Consider the following 22,607-nt stretch of genomic DNA (forward strand, 5'->3'; position numbering starts at 1 on the left):
CTTTCGTTTGACTTTTTGTTGCAAGAAAGCTCTTAATTTACCCGCTTTTTTGATTCAAAGTGATATCACGCGATATCACTTCGATGTCACAAAAACACCGTCTACAACACAAATCCTATAAAACAAAATCAGTGAAACACGGCAAATATCGTCTTTTTAATTTCAATTAAAAGTCACGATAACGGCACTTTATTGCCCGGAGAAAGTTACAAAACATCAACAGTCGCCCTGCGACTAATTGACTCAGTTAAATGTGTTGGAGCTTTATATGCGCAATAAAAAAATGATCGGTGCTCACTCGGCTTTGGCCCTGCTGGCATTGGCGGTATCACAGGTTTATGCAGCCGATGACTCCACCCTCGCCGCTCGCGAAATGCGCGCCGACAAGGCCGCTGAAAAAACCCTGGCGAAATTGAGCCAGGAAGAAAAACTGGCGTACATCGGCGGTACCGGCGGCTGGGATGTGAAGCCGCTGGCCTCACAAGGCATTCCGCAAATCCACGGCGCAGACGGCGGTGTCGGCGTTCGCTACACCAGCGAAGGCAACGACCAGGGTGTGGTTTACCCATCCGGCCCTAACCTTGCCGCCACCTGGAACCCGCGTCGCGCCATCGATCTGGGTCGCGCGCTGGGCTACGACACCGCCACCGGCGGCTATCAGTTCATCACCGGACCCGGCGTGAATCTGTATCGCATGCCGTACGGCGGTCGTGCGTTCGAATACCTGTCCGGTGAAGACCCGTTCCTGGGTGCAAGCTTGGTGCCTGCGGTGGTCAACGGCATTCAATCGCGCGGCGTGTGGGCCAACACCAAGCACTACGCGGCCAACGATCAGGAAACCAACCGCTTCAACCTGAACGAGACCATCGACGAGCGCGTACTGCGCGAAATGACCCTGCCCGGTTTCGAGTCTGCCTCGAAGAACGGCAAGACCGCGATGATTATGTGCTCCTTCCAGAAGGTGAACGGCGACTTCGCCTGCGAAAGCACGCACCTGATCCGCGACATTCTGAAGAAAGAATGGGGCTACAAAGGCTTCGTCCAGAGCGACTACAACGCGGTCGTGCATGGCTATGAAGCAGCGCAGGCCGGTACCGATCTGGACATGATGGGCTACCAGATGAACAGCTCGGTGCTCAAGCCTCACCTGGACAGCGGTGAACTGAGCGCGGCGACCATCGACGACAAAGTCCGTCGCATCCTCAAAAACATCTACCTGTACAAGTTCGACAGCAAGACCCCGTCGACCGTACACAACATGAACAGCGCCACCAGCAACAAGATCGCGCTGAACGCTGCCCGCGAAGGCATCGTGCTGCTGAAAAACCAGAGCAATCTGCTGCCGCTGGACAAGACCAAGGTCAAATCCATCGCCGTGGTCGGTGAGCTGGCCAAGTACGCACCGCCTACCGGTTTCGGTAGCGCCAACGTCATGGCAGCTCATTACGTCAGCGAGTTGAGCGGCCTCAAGCAGATCGCGCCGAACGCCAAGGTCGAGTTCATCGACGGCCTGTCACTGGACCCGACCACCACCGTCTGGAGCAACACCGACAGTGCAGGCAAAGACGTCCCGGGCCTCAAAACCGAGTTCTTCACCAACGCCAACTGGTCCGGTGATCCGGCCGCCACGCGCACAGACACCCGCGTCAATCTGGATTGGTCGAGCGATTCAGATCTGCCAGTCAGTGGTGACACCTCCAACACGTCGATCCGCTACACCGGCAAGGTCACGCCAACCGTCAGCGGTGAGCAAGTGTTCAAGGTCCGGGCTGACGGCGCGGTGCGCCTGTACGTCAATGGCGAAAAAATCATCGACAACGGTGACGGCGAACACCTGCCGAGCAACAGCATTCCGCCGACCATTCCGGTCTTCGCCAAGCTCAAGCTCGAAGCGGGCAAGTCTTACGACATCAAGCTCGAATACTCGCGTCGTGACGGTTACCTCTCCACCATGGGCGGCCTGGTCGGCGTGCAGATGAGCTGGGCCTCGCTGGTCGCTCCGCAAGATCTGTCCAAGTACGACGCTGTGGTTGTCGCGGTCGGCAACAGCAACCAGTACGAAGGCGAAGGTTTCGACCACAGCTTCGATCTGCCGGAATTCCAGAACGATCTGATCAACAACATCGCCAAGGTCAACCCGCACACCGTGGTCGCCATGCATGGCGGTACCGGTCTGAAGATGAGTGACTGGATCGATCAGGTGCCAGCTGCTTTGCACGCGTTCTACCCAGGTCAGAACGGCGGTCAGGCTCTGGCTGAAATCCTCTTCGGCAAGGTCAACCCGTCGGGCAAGCTGCCGATCAGTATCGAACGCAACATCGAAGACAACCCGATCTACTCGACCTTCAAAAACTTCGACAACGAAGAGCAGTTGAAGGAAATGAGCTACGCGAACGACCTGATGCTGGGTTATCGCGGCTACGAGAAGAAAGGCATCAAGCCGCTCTACCCGTTCGGCTACGGCCTGTCCTACACCACGTTCGGTTACAGCAATATCAGCGTGACGCCAGGCGTTGCGGTGGCAGGCGCGCCGATCAAAGTGTCGTTCGACCTGAGCAACACCGGCAAGGTCGGCGGCTCTGAAGTGGCCGAGCTGTATGTCGGTCAGAAGAACCCGAAAGTTGAACGCGCGATCAAGGAGCTCAAGGGCTACAAGAAAGTCTTCCTGAAGCCGGGTGAAAGCAAGCGCGTGACCATCGAGCTGAACGACCGTTCGCTGGCCTACTTCGACGTCAAGAGCAAGCAGTGGGTGGTCGATGCCGACACCTTCAACATCGCCCTGGGTTCGTCGTCGCAGGACATTCGCCTGAACGCCAAACTGGTGAATCCGTTCCGTCAGGAACTCTCCACCGCCACCAGCAACCCGCTGCCACGTTCAGCGTTGAACTCGACGAAGGTCACTCTGCCACCGGTTACCACCGGCGGCGTGATGCACCAGAACGAAGCTGACGACAGCGACACCAGCGAAGGCGACGGTTACAGCACCGACGACACCACTACCACCACCAACAAGTCGAGCGCCGCTGGCAATTGATGCGTTGAATCAGGGATAGATCGCTGGCTCAGGGATGAGCCTCTTTTTAAAACACGAGAACCTGGGGGAACGGGTTTATTCGTGAGGGACTGGCCTGACAATGCAAGCGGCGTCGGATGCACCACCCTTTTACAAATGAACCCGCTCCCGCAGGTTTTTACAGATCAACACTGGCACACGACGCGTTCGCCCAATGAACCTGTAGGAGCGAACTTGTTCGCGAGGCGATGTACCTGATACACCGCATCAAGCGCTCGCCAACAAGTTGGCTCCTACAGAGGATTTGCGTACATCAGGCGTCAGTGGGTGAACACGAAATCCTGTAGGAGCGCACGAGCAACGCGAGGCCGCGATCGGCTGCGCAGCAGTCGTAGAAATGTGGCATTCACAATTGCTGCCAGCGCTGCGCACCGGATCGCGAGCAAGCTGCGCTCCTACGGGCTTGGCCCCGAATCAAAAGCTTCGCGGGCAAGCGCGCTCCTACGGTCAAGGAGCCACCCGAATCGCAGATGACAGTTAAGGAGCAAGCCGAACCGCAGCATCGACATTTAAGGAGCAACCCGAATCGCGGCATCGACCCGGGCGATGTAGTCATCAAAGCGCTGCACCAGATCGAATCGTTCCGGGAAACGCAGCCACTGAATCTGTAGCCCATCCATCATCGCCAGAATCTCTTCCACCAGCCCCGACAAATTGACATCCCGCCGAACCTCCCCCGCGTCTGCCAACCCCTGAAACTGCTCCAGCAACCGCCCGTGGATCATACGATAGCGGCTCTGAAACCACTCCCACGCCGGTTGATTGTTCAACAGACTTTCGGCATTGAGAATGGTGAACGCGCGCACCACGCCAGGGGCAGTCGAGTTTGAGCGATTGATTGCCCGCAGACTGCCGAGCAATCCACTGAGGCTGTTATCACCGCGCACCTCGTCGGCGATTTTCTGGCTGATCGCATCGCGTCGCTCCAGCACCCCCATCAACAAAGAGACCTTGTTTGGGAAGTGGTGCAGCAACCCGGCTACCGAAATACCGACGATGCCGGCGACCTGAGCCATAGAGGCCCCGGTGTACCCTTCCAGGGAAAATACTTGCAGTGCCGCGTCGAGCAGCTCTTCACGACGCTTCTCGCCCTTGGGTGCGCGTCGGTGTTTGGTGACGGTCGGCGGCTCGATGCCCACGTCAGACGGGGTTGGCGGCGTCATCTCATACTCCTTGATCGACAGCCGCGTAGGGTACCGACAACACAGATGTGCCGCAAACCTGCCCGGCAACGCGATGAGCCTTCGCCGCCAATGTTCGCTTATGGCGCTCAGCAAACACTGGACATAGCTACCGCACCGGGCAGACAAAAAAATACGCGCCCGTTGCTATTGGCTGTATTGCCCCGCGTGTGCCGACCCGGTCATTTAATATTTTGGCTTGTTAAAGAGCTTGGCTTTGAAGTCAGCGCAGACAACGAAAACGCCCGAAACTTGTAAGCATCGGGCTTGAGATTTTTTGTTGCCCACATAAAACGCACAGATAACTAATCAGCACTGAAGAGAAACTTAAAGGTTTTAACCCTCAAACAGAATTGACAAGTAAAAAGTAAAATAACAAGCGATCAAACCGCATCAGGATTCGACGCGGAGCAAGCATATCAGGTGACTAAACCTAATTGCAACTAGGTTTAGATGCTCTATTTTAATTCCAAAAATAGCCTGTAAAATGACGATTAATTGCCAATAAATTAAATTTATAGACCGTAAATACCAATAATTTGCATTTATAAAAGCTTTAGCTCAAGAACAGGGCGTTTCGCCACCCGTTCAAATCTCATGCAAAGACCCCCTTTCACGAAAAACTACGTGTGTTTCTTTGAGCGCATTTGTAGGTATTGAACTTTTAAGTAATCATCCAGACTTAACCTCGGTCCGCTTCCAGGATTTAACCTGCGACGGCTGATCTATCAACATTCCCTTACTATCGAGACCGTATCGATGATGCGATTCATGCCGCCTGTAATAGGCGCAGTACTTCTATGCGCGCAATGTTTACCCGCCCTCGCCGCGGACTCAACTTCCACGACCAATACTGACTCTTCGGCACAAGTGGTTCGGCAGCAGATCGAGGCCAAACGCGATCAATTGTCTGGTGCCGCGACGCTCGGAGCATCCGCGCAAAAAGGTGCGTCCAGCCTGCTGGATACACCCGTGGACACCGGCGACGCGCCTGCGCAGGTGAACCGACCATGACCCCTGCCCGCCTTCAAAGCCTGAGCACATCAGCCAAAAGGACACATGCCTTGTCAGCCTTCAAACACACCCTGGGCTTGAGCCTGCTGACCTTCAGCATCGTGCAGGCCAATCTGGCGCTCGCCGCCGTAACGCCAGCCACGGGTAACGACGTCGAAGCCCGCGTCAGCTCTGTGCTGGATAACATGAATACGTCGGAAAAGATCAATTTCACGCGTGTGGATGACGGCCACATGATTCCGCGCCTGAGCAAATGGGGCATGGAAGGGACCGTAGCCTACGACTCATCGATGGGTGTACACGTCAACGGCGCAACGTTTGGGGCTCAGTACCCGGCGCAGTCAGCGCTGGCTGCTACCTGGAGCATCAATCGCGCCAAAGAGTTCGGTCTTGCGATCGGTTACGAGACGCGGATTTCCGGCGGTCAGCAAATGCTGTCTCCAGGCGTCAACTTGTATCGCACCCCCTTCGGCGGCCGCTCTGCCGAATACGTGAGCGGTGAAGATCCGTTCCTCGGCGCTGTCATGGGCCCTGCAATTGCCAACGGCATCCAGGCGCAAGGCATTCAGGCTGCCGGCAAACACTTCCTGGCAAACGAGCAAGAAGCCAATCGTCACTACGTCGACATTCGCGCCGACGAGCGCACGCTGCGTGAGCTTTATCTGCCTGGCTTCGAGTCGCTGGTCAAGAACGCCAACGTGGCCTCGATCATGTGCGGATACAACAAAATCAACGGCGATTACGCCTGCGAGAACCATCACTTGCTGACCGATGTGCTCAAAGGCGAATGGGGCTTTCAGGGCTTCGTGATGAGCGACTTCAACTCGGTACAGGATGCGTTCAAAGGCGCTTGGGCCGGCACCGACATTGACATGCCTTCTGGCCTGCAATTTACCGAAGCCAAGCTGTTGCCGTATCTGTGGAGCGGCCAGCTCACTCAGAACGTGATCGATGACAAGGTGAAGCGCAACCTGCGCGGCCTTGTGAGCTACGGCTTCGATAAGCAGATAAACAAGGCTCAGACACTCGAGCATCCTGAATACGGCATGCGCGCATCGCTGAACATGGCTCGAGAATCGATTGTCCTGCTGCGCAACGAGAAGACATCCAGCGGCAGTGCTCTGCTACCTCTGGCGCGGACCGCTAAAATCGCAGTCATTGGCGACTTGGCGTTTCAGCCTCCAACGTCCCCGTTTGGCACACCAAATTCACCGGCCAACACTTACGTGACCGAGCTAAGCGGATTGCAGCAGTTGGCGTCCAAGCCCTCAAACGTAGAATACCTGCGCGAGATGAGCCTTAACCCCAACGCCGCTGTCTGGTATCAGCCAAGCCAGGGTGACAACAACGTCAGCAATAGCGGTGTCAAGGCCGAGTACTTTTCCAACACTGAACTGGCAGGTTCGCCCACCCTCACGCGAGTCGAGCCGGGTGTAAACCTGAACTGGACTACCAACACCAACGTCACCGACAGCGGCGCCACAGCCGTTTCCGGTTTCAGTACCACTCCGGGCGCTTTCTCTGCTCGTTTCACCTCCACCATCAAGCCGACCATTTCCGGCGAGCAGGTGTTCAAGGTGCGGGCCGATGGCGCATTCAAGCTCTGGGTAAATAACGAGTTGGTACTGGAAAATGATGGCACGGAGAAGTCTTTCGACTTGATCAACGCCTTGGTCACCTCGGGTAAGACTGCTCAGCTCAAAGCGGGTAAGCAATACACCGTAAAACTGGAATATCGTCGCCTTCAAGGCAACTTCACGCCGGTTCTGGGTGGGCTGAACGGGGTGCAGATGAGCTGGGCGTCGTTGCGTCCGCCAAAAGATCTGTCCAAGTATGACGCCGTGGTCATCGCTGCCGGCAGCAACTTCGAAAACGAGGGCGAATCCAACGACCACGATTACGCGTTGCCCGAGTACCAATCGGACATGATCACCTACGCGACCAAGGCCAATCCGAACACCGTTGTGGTCATGCACAGCGGCGGCGCGATGGACATGCAACCGTGGGCCAACAAAGTCGGCGCCAGCCTGCATGCCTGGTTCCCAGGTCAGCAAGGCGGTCAGGCGATTGCCGAGATTCTGTTCGGCAAGGTCAACCCGTCGGGCAAACTGCCTATCACCATCGATAAAAAAATCCAGGACAACCCGAGCTATCCGTCCTATTCCGATCCCAAGCAGTACCTGGGTGACAACGCGTTGACCGTGATGAACTACAGCGAAGGTATTTACCTGGGCTACCGCGGCTACGACAAGAAGCACGCCAAGCCGCTGTATCCTTTCGGCTTCGGGCTTTCGTACACCACGTTTGACTACAGCGATCTGAAACTGTCGACCAACGTGCTCGCGCCTGGCAGCACCATCGACGTCAAGTTCAAAGTGACCAACACCGGCGATAAAGCAGGATTTGAAGTGGCACAGCTGTACGTGCATCCGGTTACCCCAGCAGTCGACCGCCCGGAAAAAGAGCTCAAGGGCTTTACCAAGGTTTACCTGCAGCCCGGCGAAAGCAAGACTGTCAGCATTCCGATCGATTCTCGCTCATTGGCCTATTACGTCGAGAGGACCGACAGCTGGGATGTCGATGCTGGCAAGTTCAAGATCCTGGTCGGTCCGGACTCCGAGACATTGCCGCTTGATCGCACTCTGATCACGCTGTTCCCGGAACATCTCACTACCCGCGACAGCAACCCGCTGCCCGTACCATTGCGTAAAGCAGTACAAGTGACGACGGCACAGACTTACTAAGCGAAGAAGGACTCAAGCTCATGGACGAGCTTGAATGTCCGCCTGCAAGCGGCGCAGGTAGATATCGAAGACGGCTTTGACATTCACATCCGCCGGGCTTCTGAGCCACTGGATCTGCAAGCCGTCCATGACCGAAAAGATTTCCTGGGCCAACGCCGCTACGTCAACATCGGCCCGGATCTCACCCGCCTGTACCAATAACTTCAAATGATTCTGAGCATGACGGTGGGTCATATCAAACCGCTCTTTGTGCCAGGACCATGCCGGATGCCCAGCCGAGAGACTCTCGGTATTAAGCAAAAGCGCTGCCTGACACTCTGCCGCATCTATCACACTGAACCCCATGCTCAGCCGGAGAAACTTGATGAACCCATCAAGAGTCATCTCCATCGTCAGGTCATTGAATCTGGAAATTACCCGCTGATCCCGGCGCTCCAGAAGCGCATCAAGAAGTGCCCCTTTGTTGGGGAAGTGATGCAGCAAGCCTACCGTCGTGATACCCGCCAGAATCGCGACATCTTTCATGGACGAATTCGAGTATCCGTCCCGTGCGAAGATTACCGTTGCAGCATCCAGCAAAGCCGCTCTTCGCATTTCACCTTTAGGCGCCTTGCGACGCTTGGGCGATGCGACTTCGACTGATTCAGTCCCTGATTCATCGTCTGACATAAAGATCCGTAGCGTAGAAGTGTGATGCCCCTGATTCAGGCAGGCAGAGCCCTGCGTTGAAAATACCGGTGCGCGGTCAGGGATGCGGTAAATATAGAGATTATTGCAATCACGGCATTGCCGGTAAACATGCTGGGCAACGCTGCGCTGCCGCCGAAAAAATGGCTGCCCACATAAATGAATGGCACCGTCCCCAGCGTGGCCCGGGCCCAGCCGAACGCAGCCACCAGCCACGAACGGCCCATCGTAACGAAGACCGAGATTGCCACGAAATCCAGCCCGATGACTGTCCACAAACCGCCGCCAAACTGGCAGAACGCAATGAACATCGTGCGGCCTGCTCCTTCTAGCTCACACAGATCTGCGATAAACCCGCTCGACAGGATCAATACCACCCAGACCGCCAGACCATAGACGACCACCAGCCGTCGCGTAAAGATGATTGCCGCACCGACACGATCATCCCGCCGCGCGCCGATGTTTTGCCCCAGTACCGGGGCCAGCGCGCTGGGCAGAGCGAAAAAAGCGCAGTACGAAAACTGCATCACTCGGTCCACCACCGCCATCGCGGCCAGGGTCGATGTCCCGTAAGCAGCCAGCGACGAAAACAGATACGCCAGGCCAACGGGCGTCGCCAGACTGGCGATGATCGCCGGCAACGCGATTTTGAATGTTAACCGCATGTGCTCTCGCAGCAGCGCCCGATCAGTTGAAAACAGCAAGCCTACCCGACCACGCAGCCAGAACACGCCCAGCGATGCCGAGACCACGGCCGACAGCGCGTACGCAAGCCCTGCCCCCTTGAGCCCCAGGCCGAACACGAAGATGAACAATGGATCGGCAACCGCCAGCGTGACGGCGCCGGATAGCACGACCCACAGCGCCCGACGGCTGTCACCGGTGGTTCGCAGGATTTGCGCGGACATCTGCATCGCCGACTGCGCCACGGTAAAAGGCAAGGTCAGCCAGATGAAGCTGCGCGCCGCCGGGTAAGTGATGTCGTCGGCGCCCAGCAAATGAGTCACCGGGAATATCACCGCCAATTGCACGGCGGCTGTCAGTCCGGACGCGATCATCACCATCACCATCAAGCTCCCGGCGAACCGGGCGAAGCCTTGCGTCTCGCGCTCGTTGATGCGCTCCGAAAGCACAGAGGCGGCCGCGATAATCAGGCCGCTGGCAATCGCGCCGTTGAAGAAGATCAACACCTTCGCAATGCCGACCGCCGCCAGCAGCACAGGATCATGGAGCCTGGCGACATAGACGAGCGTGAGGATATCCACCAGAAACACCGCAAGCAGGCTCAAGGCACTTGTGCTGGTCATTACTAGAATGTGGCGCGCCACCGAACCTTCGGTGAACTTCGCGCGTGCGTTTGCCATGACTGTTTCCGGGCTGGACCGAAGCTGCGCTTGAAAAGGCGTCATTACTCGGCAAGGCGGCGATTCTAGCTGCCTATAGAGCCTGAGGCCAAGGCGATTAGCGGGCGCTGGTCCGACGCTTAGCCTCTCGCACGCGCGCCGGTGGACGTTGGCGCAGGGTAGCGAACTGGCAATCGAGTGATCACTGGTCAGCGACTTCTTGAACCCTGCGTCTGCCGCAGGTGTCTAGCCATTAGCACTTCTAATCCAGAAGGCCATCAGGAGGATTGCCGTTGAACATTTTCGAAGCGTTGCGAGAAAGCCACGAGCGGCAGCGCGGCTATGCCGACGCCCTCATCCAGACCCATGGCGACAGCGCGGAGCGTGTAGATGCCTATAAACAGCTGAAGGCTGAGCTGCAAGCCCACGAAACCGCCGAAGAACGCTACTTTTACATTCCGTTGATGCAATACGACAACGGTGTCGACCTGAGCCGTCACGCCATCTCCGAACATCATGAGATGGACGAGATGATGGAAGAGCTGGACGAGACCGAGATGTCGAGCCCGGCTTGGTTAGCCACTGCCAAGAAGCTGTCGGAGAAGGTTCATCACCATCTCAAAGAAGAAGAACAGAAATTTTTCCAAATGGCTGGCAAACTGCTCGATGACAAGCAGAAAGAGTCACTGGCTGGTGATTATGTGAAGGAATACGAAGAGCAATTAGCGGACAGCTAAAAAGCCCATACTGTCAGTACATCCAAATGGATTAGCTCTAATGAAGGCGGCGTCATTTAACGCCGCCTTTTTTTTGCGGAAACATTAATGTTAACAACGTATTTTCCGGGAAGGACCTACAGATTTTCGATCGATGGTCATGGCTCAAGGCCATTCATTTGCATTAGTCTGGTAGGGTCAACCTGGTTCGACTTCTTCCCTACGATTATCCGTGAGCATGCGGCAACCCCACTTATCGCGAGCAGTCTTGCGAGCCACCGGTAATCCGAGCCATGGACAAACAGCCGATAAATAGTCCACCCGTCGAGCCCCAGTCCCGCGCTGAAAAGATTGTTGAGTTTCGACGCCAGAAAACCTTGCTCAAAACAGGGGCTCTGCAAGACGCTATTTTCAACAGCGCTTACTTCTCCAGCATTGCCACTGACGAAAAAGGCGTTATCCAGATTTTCAACGTGGGCGCCGAACGCATGCTCGGTTACTTGTCCGAAGACGTCGTCAATCGGGTGACCCCGGCGGACATTTCCGATCCTGCCGAGCTGATCACGCGCGCTGCGGCCCTCAGTCTGGAACTCAACACGGAAATCACACCGGGCTTTGAGGCTCTGGTGTTCAAAGCGTCGCGCGGCATCGAAGACATTTATGAGCTGACCTACATCCGCAAGGATGGCAGCCGCCTGTCAGCGATGGTATCCGTGACTTCGTTGCGCGACAGTGCTGAAACCATCATCGGCTACCTGTTGATCGGCACCGACAACACCGCCCGCAAACAGGAAGAAGCCGCTCAAGCCCTGCTCGATCAACGCTTGCGTGATCAACAGTTCTATACGCGCTCGCTGATCGAATCGAACATCGACGCGCTGATGATGACGGACCCTCAGGGGATCATCTCGGACGTTAACAAACAGATGATGGCGCTGACCGGCCGTACCCGTGACGAGCTGATCGGGGCGCCCTGCAAAAACTTCTTCACCGATCCTGCGCGTGCCGAAGCCGCTATCAAACGCGTGCTCAGCGAGCACAAGGTCAGCGATTACGAACTTACCGTACGCGCCTATGACGGCACTGAGACCGTGGTGTCCTACAACGCAGCCACTTTCCACGACCGCGACCGCAAGCTGCAAGGGGTGTTTGCCGCTGCCAGGGACGTCACCGAGCGCAAACGCTTCGAGCGCACCCTGGAAGAGAAGAACATCGAACTCGAACGCGCCAGCAACATGAAGTCCGAGTTTCTGGCGACCATGTCCCATGAGTTGCGCACCCCGCTCAACGCCGTGATCGGCTTCTCCGAGGTACTCAAGGACGGAATGGTCGGCCCCCTGAGTGAGCCCCAGCGCGAATACATCACCGACATATTCACCAGCGGCCAGCATCTGCTCTCGCTGATCAACGACATCCTCGACCTGTCCAAGGTCGAAGCCGGAATGATGGCGCTGGAACTGGAACCTGTGGAGCTCGCGAGTCTTTTGAGCAACAGCTTGTTGATCGTCCGCGAAAAGGCTGCCGGGCAGCGCATTCAGCTGAAGCTGGAAACCGACACTGATTTTGGCGAGCTTGAACTGGACCTGCGCAAGACCAAGCAAATCGTCTACAACCTGCTTTCCAATGCCGTGAAATTCAGCCAGCAGGACGGATCGGTGACACTGGCCGTGCGACCGGTGGCGCGAGATCAGGTTGGACATATCCCGGGCGACTGGCCCGTGCACAGCTTTGCAGTCCCACCCAGCAACTATTCGCAGTTTCTCGAATTAAGCGTCAGCGATGATGGCATCGGTATCGACGAGGAGGACATGAGCAAGTTGTTCAAGGCCTTCAGCCAGATCGACAGCAGCCTGGCGCGCAAATTTGATGGAACAGGCCTGGGTTTGGCGCTGGTCAAGCAATTGACCGAACTGCATGGCGGCAGCGTCGCGGTGTCCAGCCGTAAAGGCTCCGGAGCCCGTTTTGTCGCCTGGCTGCCCCTGCGCCCAGTCGGGAAGGAGGCTGTGTGGCCAATATCCTGATCGTCGAAGACAACGCGGCCAACATGCGCCTGGCGTGCTTGCTGTTGAACAACGCGGGCCACAGCGTGTTATGCGCCGCAGACGCCGAAACCGGCCTTGCGATTGCGCGCGAACGCCAACCCCAGTTGATCCTGATGGACATTCAGTTGCCAGGCATGGACGGGCTGGCGGCCACTTCGCTGTTGAAATCGAACGTGCAGACGGCGGCGATCCCGGTGATCGCCCTCACCGCAATGGCCATGAAAGAAGACGAAGAAAAAACCCGTCTTGCCGGCTGTGACGCCTACATCGTCAAGCCCCTGCGTTATCAGGAGCTGTACCGGGTGATTGATACGTTGCTGGAAAACACTCTGCCCTCGCGCCCCATTGCCTGAGTTCGTGCTATGTCAGATACCCCCGCCACACTGTTGATCGTCGACGACGAAGCGCACGTTCTGAAACTGCTGAGCCTGGTGCTGAAAAATCAGGGATATCAGACGCTCATTGCCCGTTCCGGGGAACAGGCCTTGGACATGGTCGAGGACGATCCACCTGATTTGATCCTGCTGGACGTGATGATGCCGGGGATGGACGGCTATGAAGTCGCGCGCCGGCTCAAGGCGAGCAAAATCACGGCGAACATTCCGATCATCATGCTGACCGCACTGGGCGAACACAGCGCCCGTGTGGCAGGGCTTGAAGCAGGCGCCGAGGAGTTTCTCAGCAAACCGGTGGAGACCGCAGAGTTGTGCCTGCGGGTGCGCAACCTGTTGCGGCTCAAGGCCTTCGGCGATTATCTGAAAAGCCGGAGCCTGATCATTGAGGAACAGCTGCAGCAGCGGACCATCGACCTGGAACGCTTCCGCTCCGCGATGGATGCCTCGGAGGACTCGATCTTCCTGATAAACCGTACCACCATGACACTGATTGAATTCAACCGGACCGCGTGCACCGTCATGGGCTACCCACCTGACGAACTTCTGCGCTTGAGCCTGGCCGAGCTGAGCGACGCCTCGATTGCCGAGCTTGAAGTGCTCTACGATCAGATCATCGCCGGTAAAGGCCCTATCGAGCCCGTTGAAAGCCGTATCCGCCGCAAGGACGGCAGTCACGTACCGGTAGAGATTCACCGGCAGGCCTACAAGACGGGCGATGACTGGATCATCGTCGGCATCGTGCGCGACATCACCTATCGCAAGGAAGCTGACCAGCGCCTGCTTAAAATGGCGCACTACGACACCCTGACCGGGTTGCCCAATCGCAATCTGTTCTACACCACGCTGCAAATGGGCCTGACCCAGGCGGCGATCAGTGGCTGGCAACTGGCCGTGGTCACGGTGGACCTGGACGATTTCAAGATGGTCAACGAGACCTGGGGCCATTTGATCGGTGATCAGATGCTGGTCGAGTTGAGCCAACGGCTGGGCCATTGTCTGGACGTCAGCGACACACTAGGCCGAATGGACGGTGACGAGTTCGCGCTGATCCTGATGGTGCGCGAGGGGCAACGCGGCACCCAGGAAATGATCGACAACATCCGTGAGGTGCTGCAGAAGCCGTACAAGCTCGGCGGTCACGAAACCTCGATGACCGCCAGCATCGGGATTTCGCTCTACCCCGATGATGGATTTGATGCGCATGTGCTGACCAAATACGCCAACACAGCGATGAACCGTGCCAAACAGGTCGGACGCAACACCTATCGGTTTTATACCGCACAGATGAATGCCGATGTGCTGGCACGGCTGGAAATGGAAAGCGCCTTGCGCCAGGCGGTGCACGACCAGGCATTTCAACTGTTCTATCAACCCAAATTCAGATTAAGCGACGGCCAGGTCTGTGGGCTGGAAGCATTGCTGCGCTGGCCACGGGCTGGCCTGCCCAATGTTTCCCCGGCGGTGTTTGTGCCAATGCTCGAAAGCATGGGGTTGATCTCACGCGTTGGCCAATGGGTGATTGCGACTGTGTGCAAGCAGATCTCCCACTGGCAGCGTGCCGGCCTGCCGCCGCTGGAGGTCGCTGTGAACGTGTCGGGTCAACAGATCATCGAAGGCGATCTTATCGCCGACATCAGCCAGGCGCTCGAGGATAACGGCATCGAAGCGCGTTGGCTGGAAGTTGAGCTGACAGAAAGCTCGCTGATGGAGAACACCGCGCACACCATAGCCAGCCTGCAACGGCTGCGCACGCTGGGCGTGAAAATCTCTATCGATGACTTTGGTACGGGATATTCCAGCCTTGCCTACCTGCGCAGGTTTCCCATCGACAAACTGAAGATCGACATCGCGTTCGTCCGCGAAGTGACGAGCAACCCTCAAGATGCAGCCATTACCCGAACAATCATTGAGCTGGCGCACAGCCTTAATCTTCAGGTGATTGCCGAGGGCGTCGAAACCAAAGAGCAGTGGGCGCTGCTCAAGGAACAGGGTTGCGATCACGGTCAGGGGTATCTGTTCAGCAAGCCGCTTGCGCTGCCAGAACTCGAAACGCTGCTGGACAAGGTGGAATGCGCCAAATGCTGAGCACAAAAAAAGGGCTGAGGATTAGCTCAGCCCTTTTTCGTACTTCTGTTTGGCGGGGAACTAGGGATTCGAACCCTAGAAACGCTATTAACGTTCGCCGGTTTTCAAGACCGGTGCATTCAACCACTCTGCCAATTCCCCGTGCGCTAGCCAAGCAGGCCAGTGCGTTGCGGGCGCCATAATACCCGAATGAAACACGCTGTCAAACTCTGCGACTACCCCATGGCAAGCGCTCTGTTATGATCTTTGCAACTTCACATTTCAACCACCAGGAGTAGCGCCATGCGCGAACAGGATTACGCAGTCAACAACAGCGTGCAGGTCGAGCAGCTAGAGGTTAGCCGCGTCCTGCGCAACACTTACGGTCTTTTGGCCCTGACCCTGGTTTTCAGTGGTGTCATGGCCTTCGTAGCTCAGCAAATGAACGTCCGTTATCCCAACGTGTTCGTGGTGCTGATCGGTTTCTACGGTCTGTTCTTCCTCACGAACAAACTCCGTGATTCGGCTTGGGGTATCGTTTCGACCTTCGCCCTCACCGGCTTCATGGGCTTCATCCTTGGCCCGATCCTGAACCGCTACCTCGGCATGCAGGGCGGCGCGGAAGTCGTCAGCTCCGCATTCGCCATGACCGCATTGGTATTCGGTGGTTTGTCGGCTTACGTACTGATCACCCGCAAGGACATGAGCTTCCTCGGTGGTTTCATCACCGCTGGCTTCTTTGTCCTGATGGGTGCAGTGCTGGTCAGCCTGTTCTTCCAGATCAGCGGCCTGCAACTGGCGATCAGCGCAGGTTTCGTGCTGTTCTCCTCGGCAGCGATATTGTTCCAGACCAGCGCCATCATTCAGGGCGGCGAGCGCAACTACATCATGGCCACGATCAGCCTGTATGTTTCGATCTACAACCTGTTCATCAGCTTGTTGCAGATATTCGGCATCATGAGCCGCGACGACTGATCACCGACCGCGTATCAACAAAAAGCCCGCTTCGGCGGGCTTTTTGCTGTCTCGGGATCGTGAATTCTTTATCATTGCGCCATTAGCCGTGCCCATCCGCCGACAGAGCCAACCATGAAGTTCGCCATCGCCCTATATTCCGCCGCCCACGCGCCCTCCTCGCGCCGCGCGCTGCTGTTCGCCCGGGCCGTCGTGGCCGGCGGGCATGAAATCGTGCGGCTGTTCTTTTACCAGGACGGCGTATACAGCGCGTCAGCCAATGTTGTGGCCCCTCAGGATGAACAGGATATCGCCGCCCAGTGGCGCGCGTTCGTGACAGAACATCAACTCGATGGCGTGGTGTGCATCGCGGCCGCCCTGCGCCGTGGAGTGCTAAATGAAGAGGAAGCCCAGCGTTACAGCCGTCCTGCGGCAAATCTGCCCGCAACTTGGGATTTGTCCGGTTTGGGCCAGTTGCACGATGCCGTGCAATCGGCTGATCGACTGATCTGCTTCGGAGGACCCTGACATGGCGAAGTCTCTCTTGATCGTCACCCGCCAGGCGCCATGGTCGGGTCTGAGTGCCCGTGAGGCGCTGGATATAGCGTTGGCCGGCGGCGCGTTCGATTTGCCGATCGGCATGTTGTTTCTCGACGACGGGGTGTTTCAGCTCTCATCCCGGCAAGACGCCAGTCAGTTGCAGCAGAAAGACCTGATCGCCAATTTGAAAGCGCTGGCGATGTTTGGCGTCGAAGACGTCTACGCCTGCGGCATCAGCCTGGGCGACCGGGGCATCTTTCCTCACGAATTGAATGTCGAGCCACTGACGCTGGTTTATGACCAGGAAATGAGCGCGCTCATGGACCGCTACGACCAGGTAATCACGATCTGATGTCGACCTTACACGTACTGTCCCACTCGCCTTTCGCCGACACCCGGCTCACCAGTTGCCTGCGCCTGCTGGGCGCCAATGACGCTATTTTACTGTGCGGCGACGCTACTTACGCGCTGACCGAATCCAGCGCCCCCTTGAAAGTGCTTGAAGCACGGGTCGGTGAACTGACGCTGTTCGCCCTCGATGAAGACATCAAGGCCCGCAGTATTCCCGTTCCGCGCTGGGTGAAAACCGTTGATTACCCCGGCTTCGTCGAGCTTTCTATCCAGTACGACAGAGTCAACACCTGGCTATGAAACAACTCATCGTGGACGGGCGCACCATTGCGCTGGACAAGGACGGCTATCTTGAAGACCTCAACGACTGGTCGAACCCTGTGGCCGAGTCCCTTGCCCTCGAAGAAGATATCGTCCTGACTGCAGACCACTGGGAAATCCTCGAGCTACTGCGCGCGTTCTATGCCGAATTCCAGTTGTCCCCCGCCACCCGCCCACTGGTCAAGTACACCGCGCTGAAGCTCGGTACCGAAAAAGGCAACAGCCTGCACCTAAATCGCCTGTTCAACGGCACTCCCGCCAAACTTGCCGCCAAGCTGGCGGGCCTGCCCAAGCCGACCAACTGCCTATGAACATCCCGACTGCCCTGGTTACCGAAACGCCTGCCGAACACCCATTTGCCCCTTTTGTGCGGATCCTTGGCAAAGGCAAGCGCGGCGCTCGCAACATGACCCGCGAAGAAGCTCGCGAAGCCATGGGCATGGTGCTGGACGAAAAGGTCGAAGACACACAACTGGGCGCGTTTCTGATGCTTTTGCGTCATAAAGAGGAAAGCGCGGAGGAACTGGCCGGTTTCACCGAGGCCGTGCGCGAACGTCTCGATGCCCCGGCGCTTGCAGTGGACATCGACTGGCCGACCTATGCCGGTAAAAAGCGTCATCTGCCGTGGTACCTGCTGGCCGCCAAATGCCTGTCGCAAAACGGTGTTCGGGTATTGATGCATGGCGGCGGCGCCCACACCGCAGGCCGCCTTTACAGCGAACAATTGCTCGACTTGCTGGGCATCCCGCTGTGCCGAAACTGGCAAGCGGTGGGGAATGCACTGGAGCAGCACAATCTGGCGTTTATCCCGCTGGTGGACTGGGCGCCGCAACTTCAGCGCATGATCGATCTGCGCAATACTTTGGGGCTGCGCTCGCCGATCCACTCACTGGCTCGAATTCTCAACCCGCTGGGCGCTCGCTGCGGCCTGCAGAGCATTTTCCACCCGGGCTATCAGGCCGTACACCGGGATGCCAGCAGCTTGCTGGGCGATCACGCGATCGTGGTGAAGGGGGATGGCGGCGAAGTCGAGATCAATCCAGACACTATCAGCCATTTGTACGGAACCACTGATGGGCATCCGTGGGATGAAGAATGGCCAGCGCTGTCGGATCGTCGACACGTCAAGCCGGCAACCCTCGATCCTGCGCATCTCGTCGCGCTGTGGAAAGGTGAGGTGCAGGACAGCTACCCGCAGTTGGCGTTGATTTCCACCATGGCGCTGGCGCTCAAAGGCCTGGGCTTGAGCCGTGACGAGGCGTTTGTGAAAGCCGAGCAGTTTTGGCTGAATCGGAACGCATCAATTTAACCGATCATTAGCCCCGACCCTTTGCGTTATTCGTTAGAACGATTGGCCTTAGACTGTTCTCCAACGTGCGTAAGTACACAAACTTTGGAGTCAGACATGGGCCTTCTTGTTGAAGGGCGCTGGCAAGACCAGTGGTACGAAAGCAGCAAAGACGGGGCGTTTCAGCGCGAACAAGCACAACGCCGCAACTGGATCACTGCCGATGGCAGGCCAGGCCCGTCCGGTGAAGGTGGCTTCAAGGCCGAGGCCGGGCGCTATCATTTGTACGTCTCGCTCGCCTGCCCATGGGCGCACCGCACGCTGATCTATCGCAAGCTCAAAGGTCTGGAAAACCTGATCGACGTTTCCGTGGTCAGCTGGCTGATGCGTGAAAACGGCTGGACCTTCGACACCGAGAAAGGCTCGAGCGGCGATGCTCTCGACGGTCACCAATTCTTCTATCAGCGCTACCTGGCCGACACCCCGAACTACACCGGCCGCGTAACAGTACCTGTGCTTTGGGACAAAAAGCTGCAGCGAATCGTCAGCAACGAATCGGCGGAGATCATCCGCATGTTCAATTCCGCGTTTGACGACCTGACTGGCAACGATCTGGATTTGTACCCGGACGCGTTGCAATCGTCGATCAATGAGTTGAACGATCGTATTTATCCAGCCGTTAATAATGGCGTGTATCGCGCCGGTTTCGCCACTTCACAGGGCGCTTATGAGCAAGCGTTCGATGAAGTGTTTGCCGAACTTGATGAGCTGGAAACGGTGCTGGGCGAAAAACGCTACCTGACCGGGGAATACCTGACCGAGGCGGATATTCGGTTGTTCACGACGATTGTTCGGTTCGACGCGGTCTACCACGGCCACTTCAAGTGCAACCAGCGCAGGATTGCTGATTACCCAAACCTAAGCCATTGGCTGCGTGAGCTGTATCAATGGTCGGGCGTCGCGGAGACGGTTGATTTCTACCACATTAAGCATCACTACTACGCCAGCCACAGCACGATCAATCCGACGGGAATTGTGCCGAAAGGGCCGGAGCAGGATTTGAATGCACCCCATGACCGCGAGCGGTTGAGTGGCCAAGGCATTTGGCGAAACGCGTAACCCTGTAGGAGCGAACTTGTTCGCGAAGCGGTCTCATGGGTCACCACCAGAGCAGTCTCGCCAACAAGTTGGCTCCTACAGACTAAAGCAGTCAAACGCTGGCCTGAGCCCCTTCGAACCAGGCCAGTTTCTTGCGCAGCATGACCACTTCTCCTACGATCACCAGCGTCGGCGCATGCACTTCATGCTCCGCCACCAGTTGCGGCAGGTTGGCGAGCGTCCCAGTGAATACACGCTGATTGACCGTTGTACCCTGCTGTATCAGCGCCGCGGGCGTATCTGCCGAGCGTCCGTGTTTGATCAACTCGTCACAGATGATCGGCAAACCGATCAGCCCCATGTAAAACACCAGCGTTTGGCCGGGGGATACGAGGTCATTCCACGGTAGGTCGGTGGTGTTGTTTTTCAAATGGCCAGTGACGAATCTTACAGACTGAGCATAGTCGCGGTGAGTCAGCGGAATGCCGGCATATGCCGCGCAACCGCTGGCGGCGGTAATACCCGGCACCACCTGAAACGGAATGCCATGGGCCGCGAGCTCTTCGATCTCCTCGCCGCCGCGTCCGAAAATGAACGGATCACCGCCTTTCAATCTCAAAACACGCTTGCCTTGCTTGGCCAGTGTCACCAATTGCTGGTTGATCTGATCCTGCGGCAACGCGTGATCGGCGCGCTGCTTACCGACGTAGACGCGGTCAGCATCTCGACGGCACAACTCGAGAATCGCTGGCGCTACAAGGCGGTCGTATAGCACTACGTCGGCCTGCTGCATCAGGCGCAGCGCCTTGAACGTCAGCAGATCCGGATCGCCCGGACCCGCGCCGACCAGATAAACCTCGCCCGCCGCACTGGGCGCGTCTCCGTCGATCTTGGCCTGCAACAAGCGCTCGGCTTCGGCGCCCTGCCCGGCCAGTTGACGATCGGCAATCGGCCCCTGAAACACCTCTTCCCAAAACGCCCGACGCTGCTGGACATTGGGAAACAGATTTTTGATCTGATGCCGAAACCGCGCCGCCAGCCCCGCCAGATGGCCGTAAGTCGGCGGTATCCAGGTTTCGATCTTGGCGCGAATCAAGCGCGCCAGGACCGGCGCATCACCGCCGCTGGACACCGCGATCACCAATGGCGAACGGTCAACGATCGCCGGGAAAATCACGCTACACAGCGCAGGCGCATCGACCACGTTGACCGGCACACAGCGCTTGCGGGCATCGTGAGAGACCTGCGCATTCAGGGTCTCATCATCGGTGGCGGCAATCACCAGAACGCAGCCGTCCAGGTCAGATTCAAGATAACCGCGCAACACCTGCTCACCGCCGCTGCTTTGGATAAGCTCGCGCACTTCCGGACCAATCTGCGGCGCGACGACCTTAAGGACTGCGCCGGCGTCAGCCAGCAAGCGAGATTTGCGCAAGGCAATCTCGCCACCGCCAACGACCAGCACATGGCTGCCGCGAAGGTTATGGAACAGCGGCAGAAATTCCATTTAGCCGATGACCTCGATCCCACCCATCCACGGCTTGAGTACCTCGGGCACCCGGATCGAACCGTCAGCCTGCTGGTAGTTTTCCAGCACGGCCACCAGCGTACGACCCACCGCCAGACCGGAGCCGTTCAGCGTGTGAACCAGCTCAGGCTTGCCGGTTTCCGGGTTGCGCCAGCGCGCCTGCATGCGACGCGCCTGGAAATCACCGCAGTTGGAGCACGAAGAAATCTCACGGAATTTGTCCTGGCTCGGAATCCAGACTTCCAGGTCGTAGGTTTTCACCGCGCTGAAACCCATGTCGCCAGTGCACAGCGCCAACACGCGATACGGCAATTCCAGCAGCTGCAGGACGCGCTCGGCATTGCCGGTCAGGCCTTCCAGTGCTTCCATGGATTTGTCAGGCTCGACGATCTGCACCATCTCGACCTTGTCGAATTGGTGCTGACGAATCATGCCGCGGGTATCGCGACCCGACGCGCCGGCTTCGCTGCGGAAGCACGGGGTGTGGGCGACGAACTTCATCGGCAGCAGCTTGGCGTCGAGGATTTCACCGGCCACGATGTTGGTGAGCGACACTTCGGCCGTCGGGATCAGATACAGATCCGCTTCGCCTTCGCGGGAAATCTTGAACAGGTCTTCTTCGAACTTCGGCAGTTGCCCGGTGCCTTGCAGCGCCGGTGCTTGAACCAGATACGGGGTGTAAGCCTCTTCGTAGCCGTGCTCGTTGATGTGCAGCGTGATCATGAACTGAGCCAGCGCACGATGAAGGCGGGCAATCGGGCCGCGCAGCAAAGCAAAACGGGCGCCGGACAATTTGGCGGCGGTTTCGAAATCCAGCCAGCCGTATTTTTCGCCCAAGGCCACGTGGTCTTTGACTTCGAAGTCGAAAGTCGCAGGTGTGCCCCAGGTGCGCACTTCAACGTTTTCGTCTTCGTCGGCACCCACCGGCACCGATTCGTGGGGCAGGTTCGGCATGCTCAGCAGCATGGCGTCGAGTTCGGACTGAATGGCGTCCAGCTCTTTCTTGCCGGTGCTCAGTTCTTCAGCCATGCGGTCGATGTCGGCCATCAACGGCGCGATGTCTTCGCCGCGCTGTTTGGCCTGACCGATGGATTTGGAACGCGCGTTACGCTCGGCCTGCAGCTGCTCGGTGCGGGTCTGCACCGTCTTGCGCTGGGTTTCCAGCGCTTCGATGCGGGCCACGTCCAGTGTGAAACCCCGGGAAGCCAGGCGATCCGCTACGTCCTGAAGCTGGGTACGTAACAGTTTGGAATCGAGCATATCGTTCT

Annotated in this window: 19 protein-coding genes and 1 tRNA gene; 14 read left to right on the forward strand and 6 right to left on the reverse strand. The window is 57.4% G+C overall.

Features of this window, described 5'->3' with window-relative positions; translation table 11 throughout:
• The first annotated feature begins 268 nt into the window (after positions 1-268).
• Complete coding sequence (locus ACWKWM_RS19280; RefSeq protein WP_483847665.1) at positions 269-3,034, forward strand: beta-glucosidase; 2,766 nt, start codon at positions 269-271, stop codon at positions 3,032-3,034.
• A 548-nt stretch (positions 3,035-3,582) separates the two neighbouring features.
• Here the strand turns inward: ACWKWM_RS19280 and ACWKWM_RS19285 are convergent.
• On the reverse strand, positions 3,583-4,236 hold the full coding sequence (locus tag ACWKWM_RS19285; RefSeq protein WP_483847666.1) for a TetR/AcrR family transcriptional regulator: 654 nt from the start codon (positions 4,234-4,236) through the stop codon (positions 3,583-3,585).
• 789 nt (positions 4,237-5,025) lie between these two features.
• On the opposite strand from ACWKWM_RS19285, the gene ACWKWM_RS19290 reads away from it, so the two are divergent.
• Positions 5,026-5,268, forward strand: a complete 243-nt coding sequence (locus tag ACWKWM_RS19290) for a hypothetical protein (protein WP_483847667.1) — start codon at positions 5,026-5,028, stop codon at positions 5,266-5,268.
• Complete coding sequence (locus ACWKWM_RS19295) at positions 5,265-8,012, forward strand: beta-glucosidase (RefSeq protein WP_483847668.1); 2,748 nt, start codon at positions 5,265-5,267, stop codon at positions 8,010-8,012. Before ACWKWM_RS19290 ends, ACWKWM_RS19295 begins: the two co-directional genes overlap by 4 nt.
• Positions 8,013-8,030: 18 nt before the next feature.
• Here the strand turns inward: ACWKWM_RS19295 and ACWKWM_RS19300 are convergent, their stop codons facing one another.
• Both ACWKWM_RS19300 and ACWKWM_RS19305 read right to left on the reverse strand, forming a co-directional pair.
• Positions 8,031-8,681 carry a TetR/AcrR family transcriptional regulator gene (locus tag ACWKWM_RS19300; RefSeq protein ID WP_483847669.1) on the reverse strand — a complete coding sequence of 217 codons (651 nt, stop codon included), beginning with the start codon at positions 8,679-8,681 and terminating at the stop codon, positions 8,031-8,033.
• Between the two features lie 35 nt (positions 8,682-8,716).
• Entirely contained in the window at positions 8,717-10,063 is a 1,347-nt protein-coding gene (locus tag ACWKWM_RS19305) for an MATE family efflux transporter (RefSeq protein WP_483847670.1), read from the reverse strand.
• A gap of 272 nt (positions 10,064-10,335) precedes the next feature.
• Between ACWKWM_RS19305 and ACWKWM_RS19310 the strand changes: the two genes are divergently transcribed.
• The 4 genes from ACWKWM_RS19310 (at position 10,336) to ACWKWM_RS19325 (ending at position 15,280) form a co-directional block, all read left to right on the forward strand.
• Positions 10,336-10,779, forward strand: coding sequence for a hemerythrin domain-containing protein (locus ACWKWM_RS19310; protein WP_483847671.1), 444 nt, complete (start codon positions 10,336-10,338; stop codon positions 10,777-10,779).
• Positions 10,780-11,051: 272 nt separating this feature from the next.
• On the forward strand, positions 11,052-12,779 hold the full coding sequence (locus ACWKWM_RS19315) for a PAS domain-containing sensor histidine kinase (protein ID WP_483847672.1): 1,728 nt from the start codon (positions 11,052-11,054) through the stop codon (positions 12,777-12,779).
• Positions 12,764-13,153, forward strand: coding sequence for a response regulator (locus ACWKWM_RS19320; RefSeq protein ID WP_483847673.1), 390 nt, complete (start codon positions 12,764-12,766; stop codon positions 13,151-13,153). The genes ACWKWM_RS19315 and ACWKWM_RS19320 overlap by 16 nt, the downstream gene beginning before the upstream one ends.
• Before the next feature lie 9 nt (positions 13,154-13,162).
• Positions 13,163-15,280: a putative bifunctional diguanylate cyclase/phosphodiesterase gene (locus ACWKWM_RS19325; RefSeq protein WP_483847674.1), complete on the forward strand. Its 2,118-nt coding sequence runs from the start codon at positions 13,163-13,165 to the stop codon at positions 15,278-15,280.
• Between the two features lie 50 nt (positions 15,281-15,330).
• Here ACWKWM_RS19325 and ACWKWM_RS19330 read toward each other — a convergent pair.
• Positions 15,331-15,421: transfer RNA gene (locus ACWKWM_RS19330), tRNA-Ser, on the reverse strand.
• Between the two features lie 141 nt (positions 15,422-15,562).
• On the opposite strand from ACWKWM_RS19330, the gene ACWKWM_RS19335 reads away from it, so the two are divergent.
• The 7 genes from ACWKWM_RS19335 to ACWKWM_RS19365 all read left to right on the forward strand — a co-directional run bounded on the left by ACWKWM_RS19335 (position 15,563) and on the right by ACWKWM_RS19365 (position 19,832).
• A complete protein-coding gene (locus tag ACWKWM_RS19335; RefSeq protein ID WP_483838747.1) occupies positions 15,563-16,234 on the forward strand; it encodes a Bax inhibitor-1/YccA family protein in 672 nt (223 codons plus the stop codon).
• 114 nt (positions 16,235-16,348) lie between these two features.
• Positions 16,349-16,741 (forward strand): sulfurtransferase complex subunit TusD, encoded by a 393-nt coding sequence (tusD, locus tag ACWKWM_RS19340; RefSeq protein ID WP_483847675.1) that lies wholly within the window; start codon positions 16,349-16,351, stop codon positions 16,739-16,741.
• Position 16,742: 1 nt separating this feature from the next.
• On the forward strand, positions 16,743-17,105 hold the full coding sequence (gene tusC / locus ACWKWM_RS19345; protein ID WP_483847676.1) for a sulfurtransferase complex subunit TusC: 363 nt from the start codon (positions 16,743-16,745) through the stop codon (positions 17,103-17,105).
• The gene (gene tusB / locus ACWKWM_RS19350; RefSeq protein ID WP_483847677.1) at positions 17,105-17,404 is read left to right on the forward strand and encodes a sulfurtransferase complex subunit TusB; all 300 of its coding nucleotides are present in this window, start codon (positions 17,105-17,107) and stop codon (positions 17,402-17,404) included. The genes tusC and tusB overlap by 1 nt, the downstream gene beginning before the upstream one ends.
• The gene (locus tag ACWKWM_RS19355; RefSeq protein WP_483847678.1) at positions 17,401-17,736 is read left to right on the forward strand and encodes a TusE/DsrC/DsvC family sulfur relay protein; all 336 of its coding nucleotides are present in this window, start codon (positions 17,401-17,403) and stop codon (positions 17,734-17,736) included. Before tusB ends, ACWKWM_RS19355 begins: the two co-directional genes overlap by 4 nt.
• Positions 17,733-18,734, forward strand: a complete 1,002-nt coding sequence (locus ACWKWM_RS19360; RefSeq protein WP_483847679.1) for a glycosyl transferase family protein — start codon at positions 17,733-17,735, stop codon at positions 18,732-18,734. Before ACWKWM_RS19355 ends, ACWKWM_RS19360 begins: the two co-directional genes overlap by 4 nt.
• A 96-nt stretch (positions 18,735-18,830) precedes the next feature.
• Positions 18,831-19,832, forward strand: coding sequence for a glutathione S-transferase family protein (locus ACWKWM_RS19365; protein WP_483847680.1), 1,002 nt, complete (start codon positions 18,831-18,833; stop codon positions 19,830-19,832).
• A 91-nt stretch (positions 19,833-19,923) separates the two neighbouring features.
• On the opposite strand, the gene cysG is transcribed toward ACWKWM_RS19365, so the two are convergent.
• Positions 19,924-21,318, reverse strand: a complete 1,395-nt coding sequence (gene cysG, locus ACWKWM_RS19370) for a siroheme synthase CysG (RefSeq protein ID WP_483847681.1) — start codon at positions 21,316-21,318, stop codon at positions 19,924-19,926.
• Positions 21,319-22,599 carry a serine--tRNA ligase gene (gene serS / locus ACWKWM_RS19375; protein ID WP_483847682.1) on the reverse strand — a complete coding sequence of 427 codons (1,281 nt, stop codon included), beginning with the start codon at positions 22,597-22,599 and terminating at the stop codon, positions 21,319-21,321.
• Positions 22,600-22,607 lie beyond the last annotated feature (8 nt).

The organism is Pseudomonas rosaeacicularis, from assembly GCF_057128745.1.

Bases quoted from the DNA above. Each gene is read 5' to 3' on its own strand.
- ACWKWM_RS19280 (WP_483847665.1), top strand. From the start codon at position 269: ATGCGCAATAAAAAAATGATCGGTGCTCACTCGGCTTTGGCCCTGCTG.
- ACWKWM_RS19285 (WP_483847666.1), bottom strand. From the start codon at position 4,236: ATGACGCCGCCAACCCCGTCTGACGTGGGCATCGAGCCGCCGACCGTC.
- ACWKWM_RS19290 (WP_483847667.1), top strand. From the start codon at position 5,026: ATGCCGCCTGTAATAGGCGCAGTACTTCTATGCGCGCAATGTTTACCC.
- ACWKWM_RS19295 (WP_483847668.1), top strand. From the start codon at position 5,265: ATGACCCCTGCCCGCCTTCAAAGCCTGAGCACATCAGCCAAAAGGACA.
- ACWKWM_RS19300 (WP_483847669.1), bottom strand. From the start codon at position 8,681: ATGTCAGACGATGAATCAGGGACTGAATCAGTCGAAGTCGCATCGCCC.
- ACWKWM_RS19305 (WP_483847670.1), bottom strand. From the start codon at position 10,063: ATGGCAAACGCACGCGCGAAGTTCACCGAAGGTTCGGTGGCGCGCCAC.
- ACWKWM_RS19315 (WP_483847672.1), top strand. From the start codon at position 11,052: ATGGACAAACAGCCGATAAATAGTCCACCCGTCGAGCCCCAGTCCCGC.
- ACWKWM_RS19325 (WP_483847674.1), top strand. From the start codon at position 13,163: ATGTCAGATACCCCCGCCACACTGTTGATCGTCGACGACGAAGCGCAC.
- ACWKWM_RS19335 (WP_483838747.1), top strand. From the start codon at position 15,563: ATGCGCGAACAGGATTACGCAGTCAACAACAGCGTGCAGGTCGAGCAG.
- tusD (WP_483847675.1), top strand. From the start codon at position 16,349: ATGAAGTTCGCCATCGCCCTATATTCCGCCGCCCACGCGCCCTCCTCG.
- tusC (WP_483847676.1), top strand. From the start codon at position 16,743: ATGGCGAAGTCTCTCTTGATCGTCACCCGCCAGGCGCCATGGTCGGGT.
- tusB (WP_483847677.1), top strand. From the start codon at position 17,105: ATGTCGACCTTACACGTACTGTCCCACTCGCCTTTCGCCGACACCCGG.
- ACWKWM_RS19355 (WP_483847678.1), top strand. From the start codon at position 17,401: ATGAAACAACTCATCGTGGACGGGCGCACCATTGCGCTGGACAAGGAC.
- ACWKWM_RS19360 (WP_483847679.1), top strand. From the start codon at position 17,733: ATGAACATCCCGACTGCCCTGGTTACCGAAACGCCTGCCGAACACCCA.
- ACWKWM_RS19365 (WP_483847680.1), top strand. From the start codon at position 18,831: ATGGGCCTTCTTGTTGAAGGGCGCTGGCAAGACCAGTGGTACGAAAGC.
- cysG (WP_483847681.1), bottom strand. From the start codon at position 21,318: ATGGAATTTCTGCCGCTGTTCCATAACCTTCGCGGCAGCCATGTGCTG.
- serS (WP_483847682.1), bottom strand. From the start codon at position 22,599: ATGCTCGATTCCAAACTGTTACGTACCCAGCTTCAGGACGTAGCGGAT.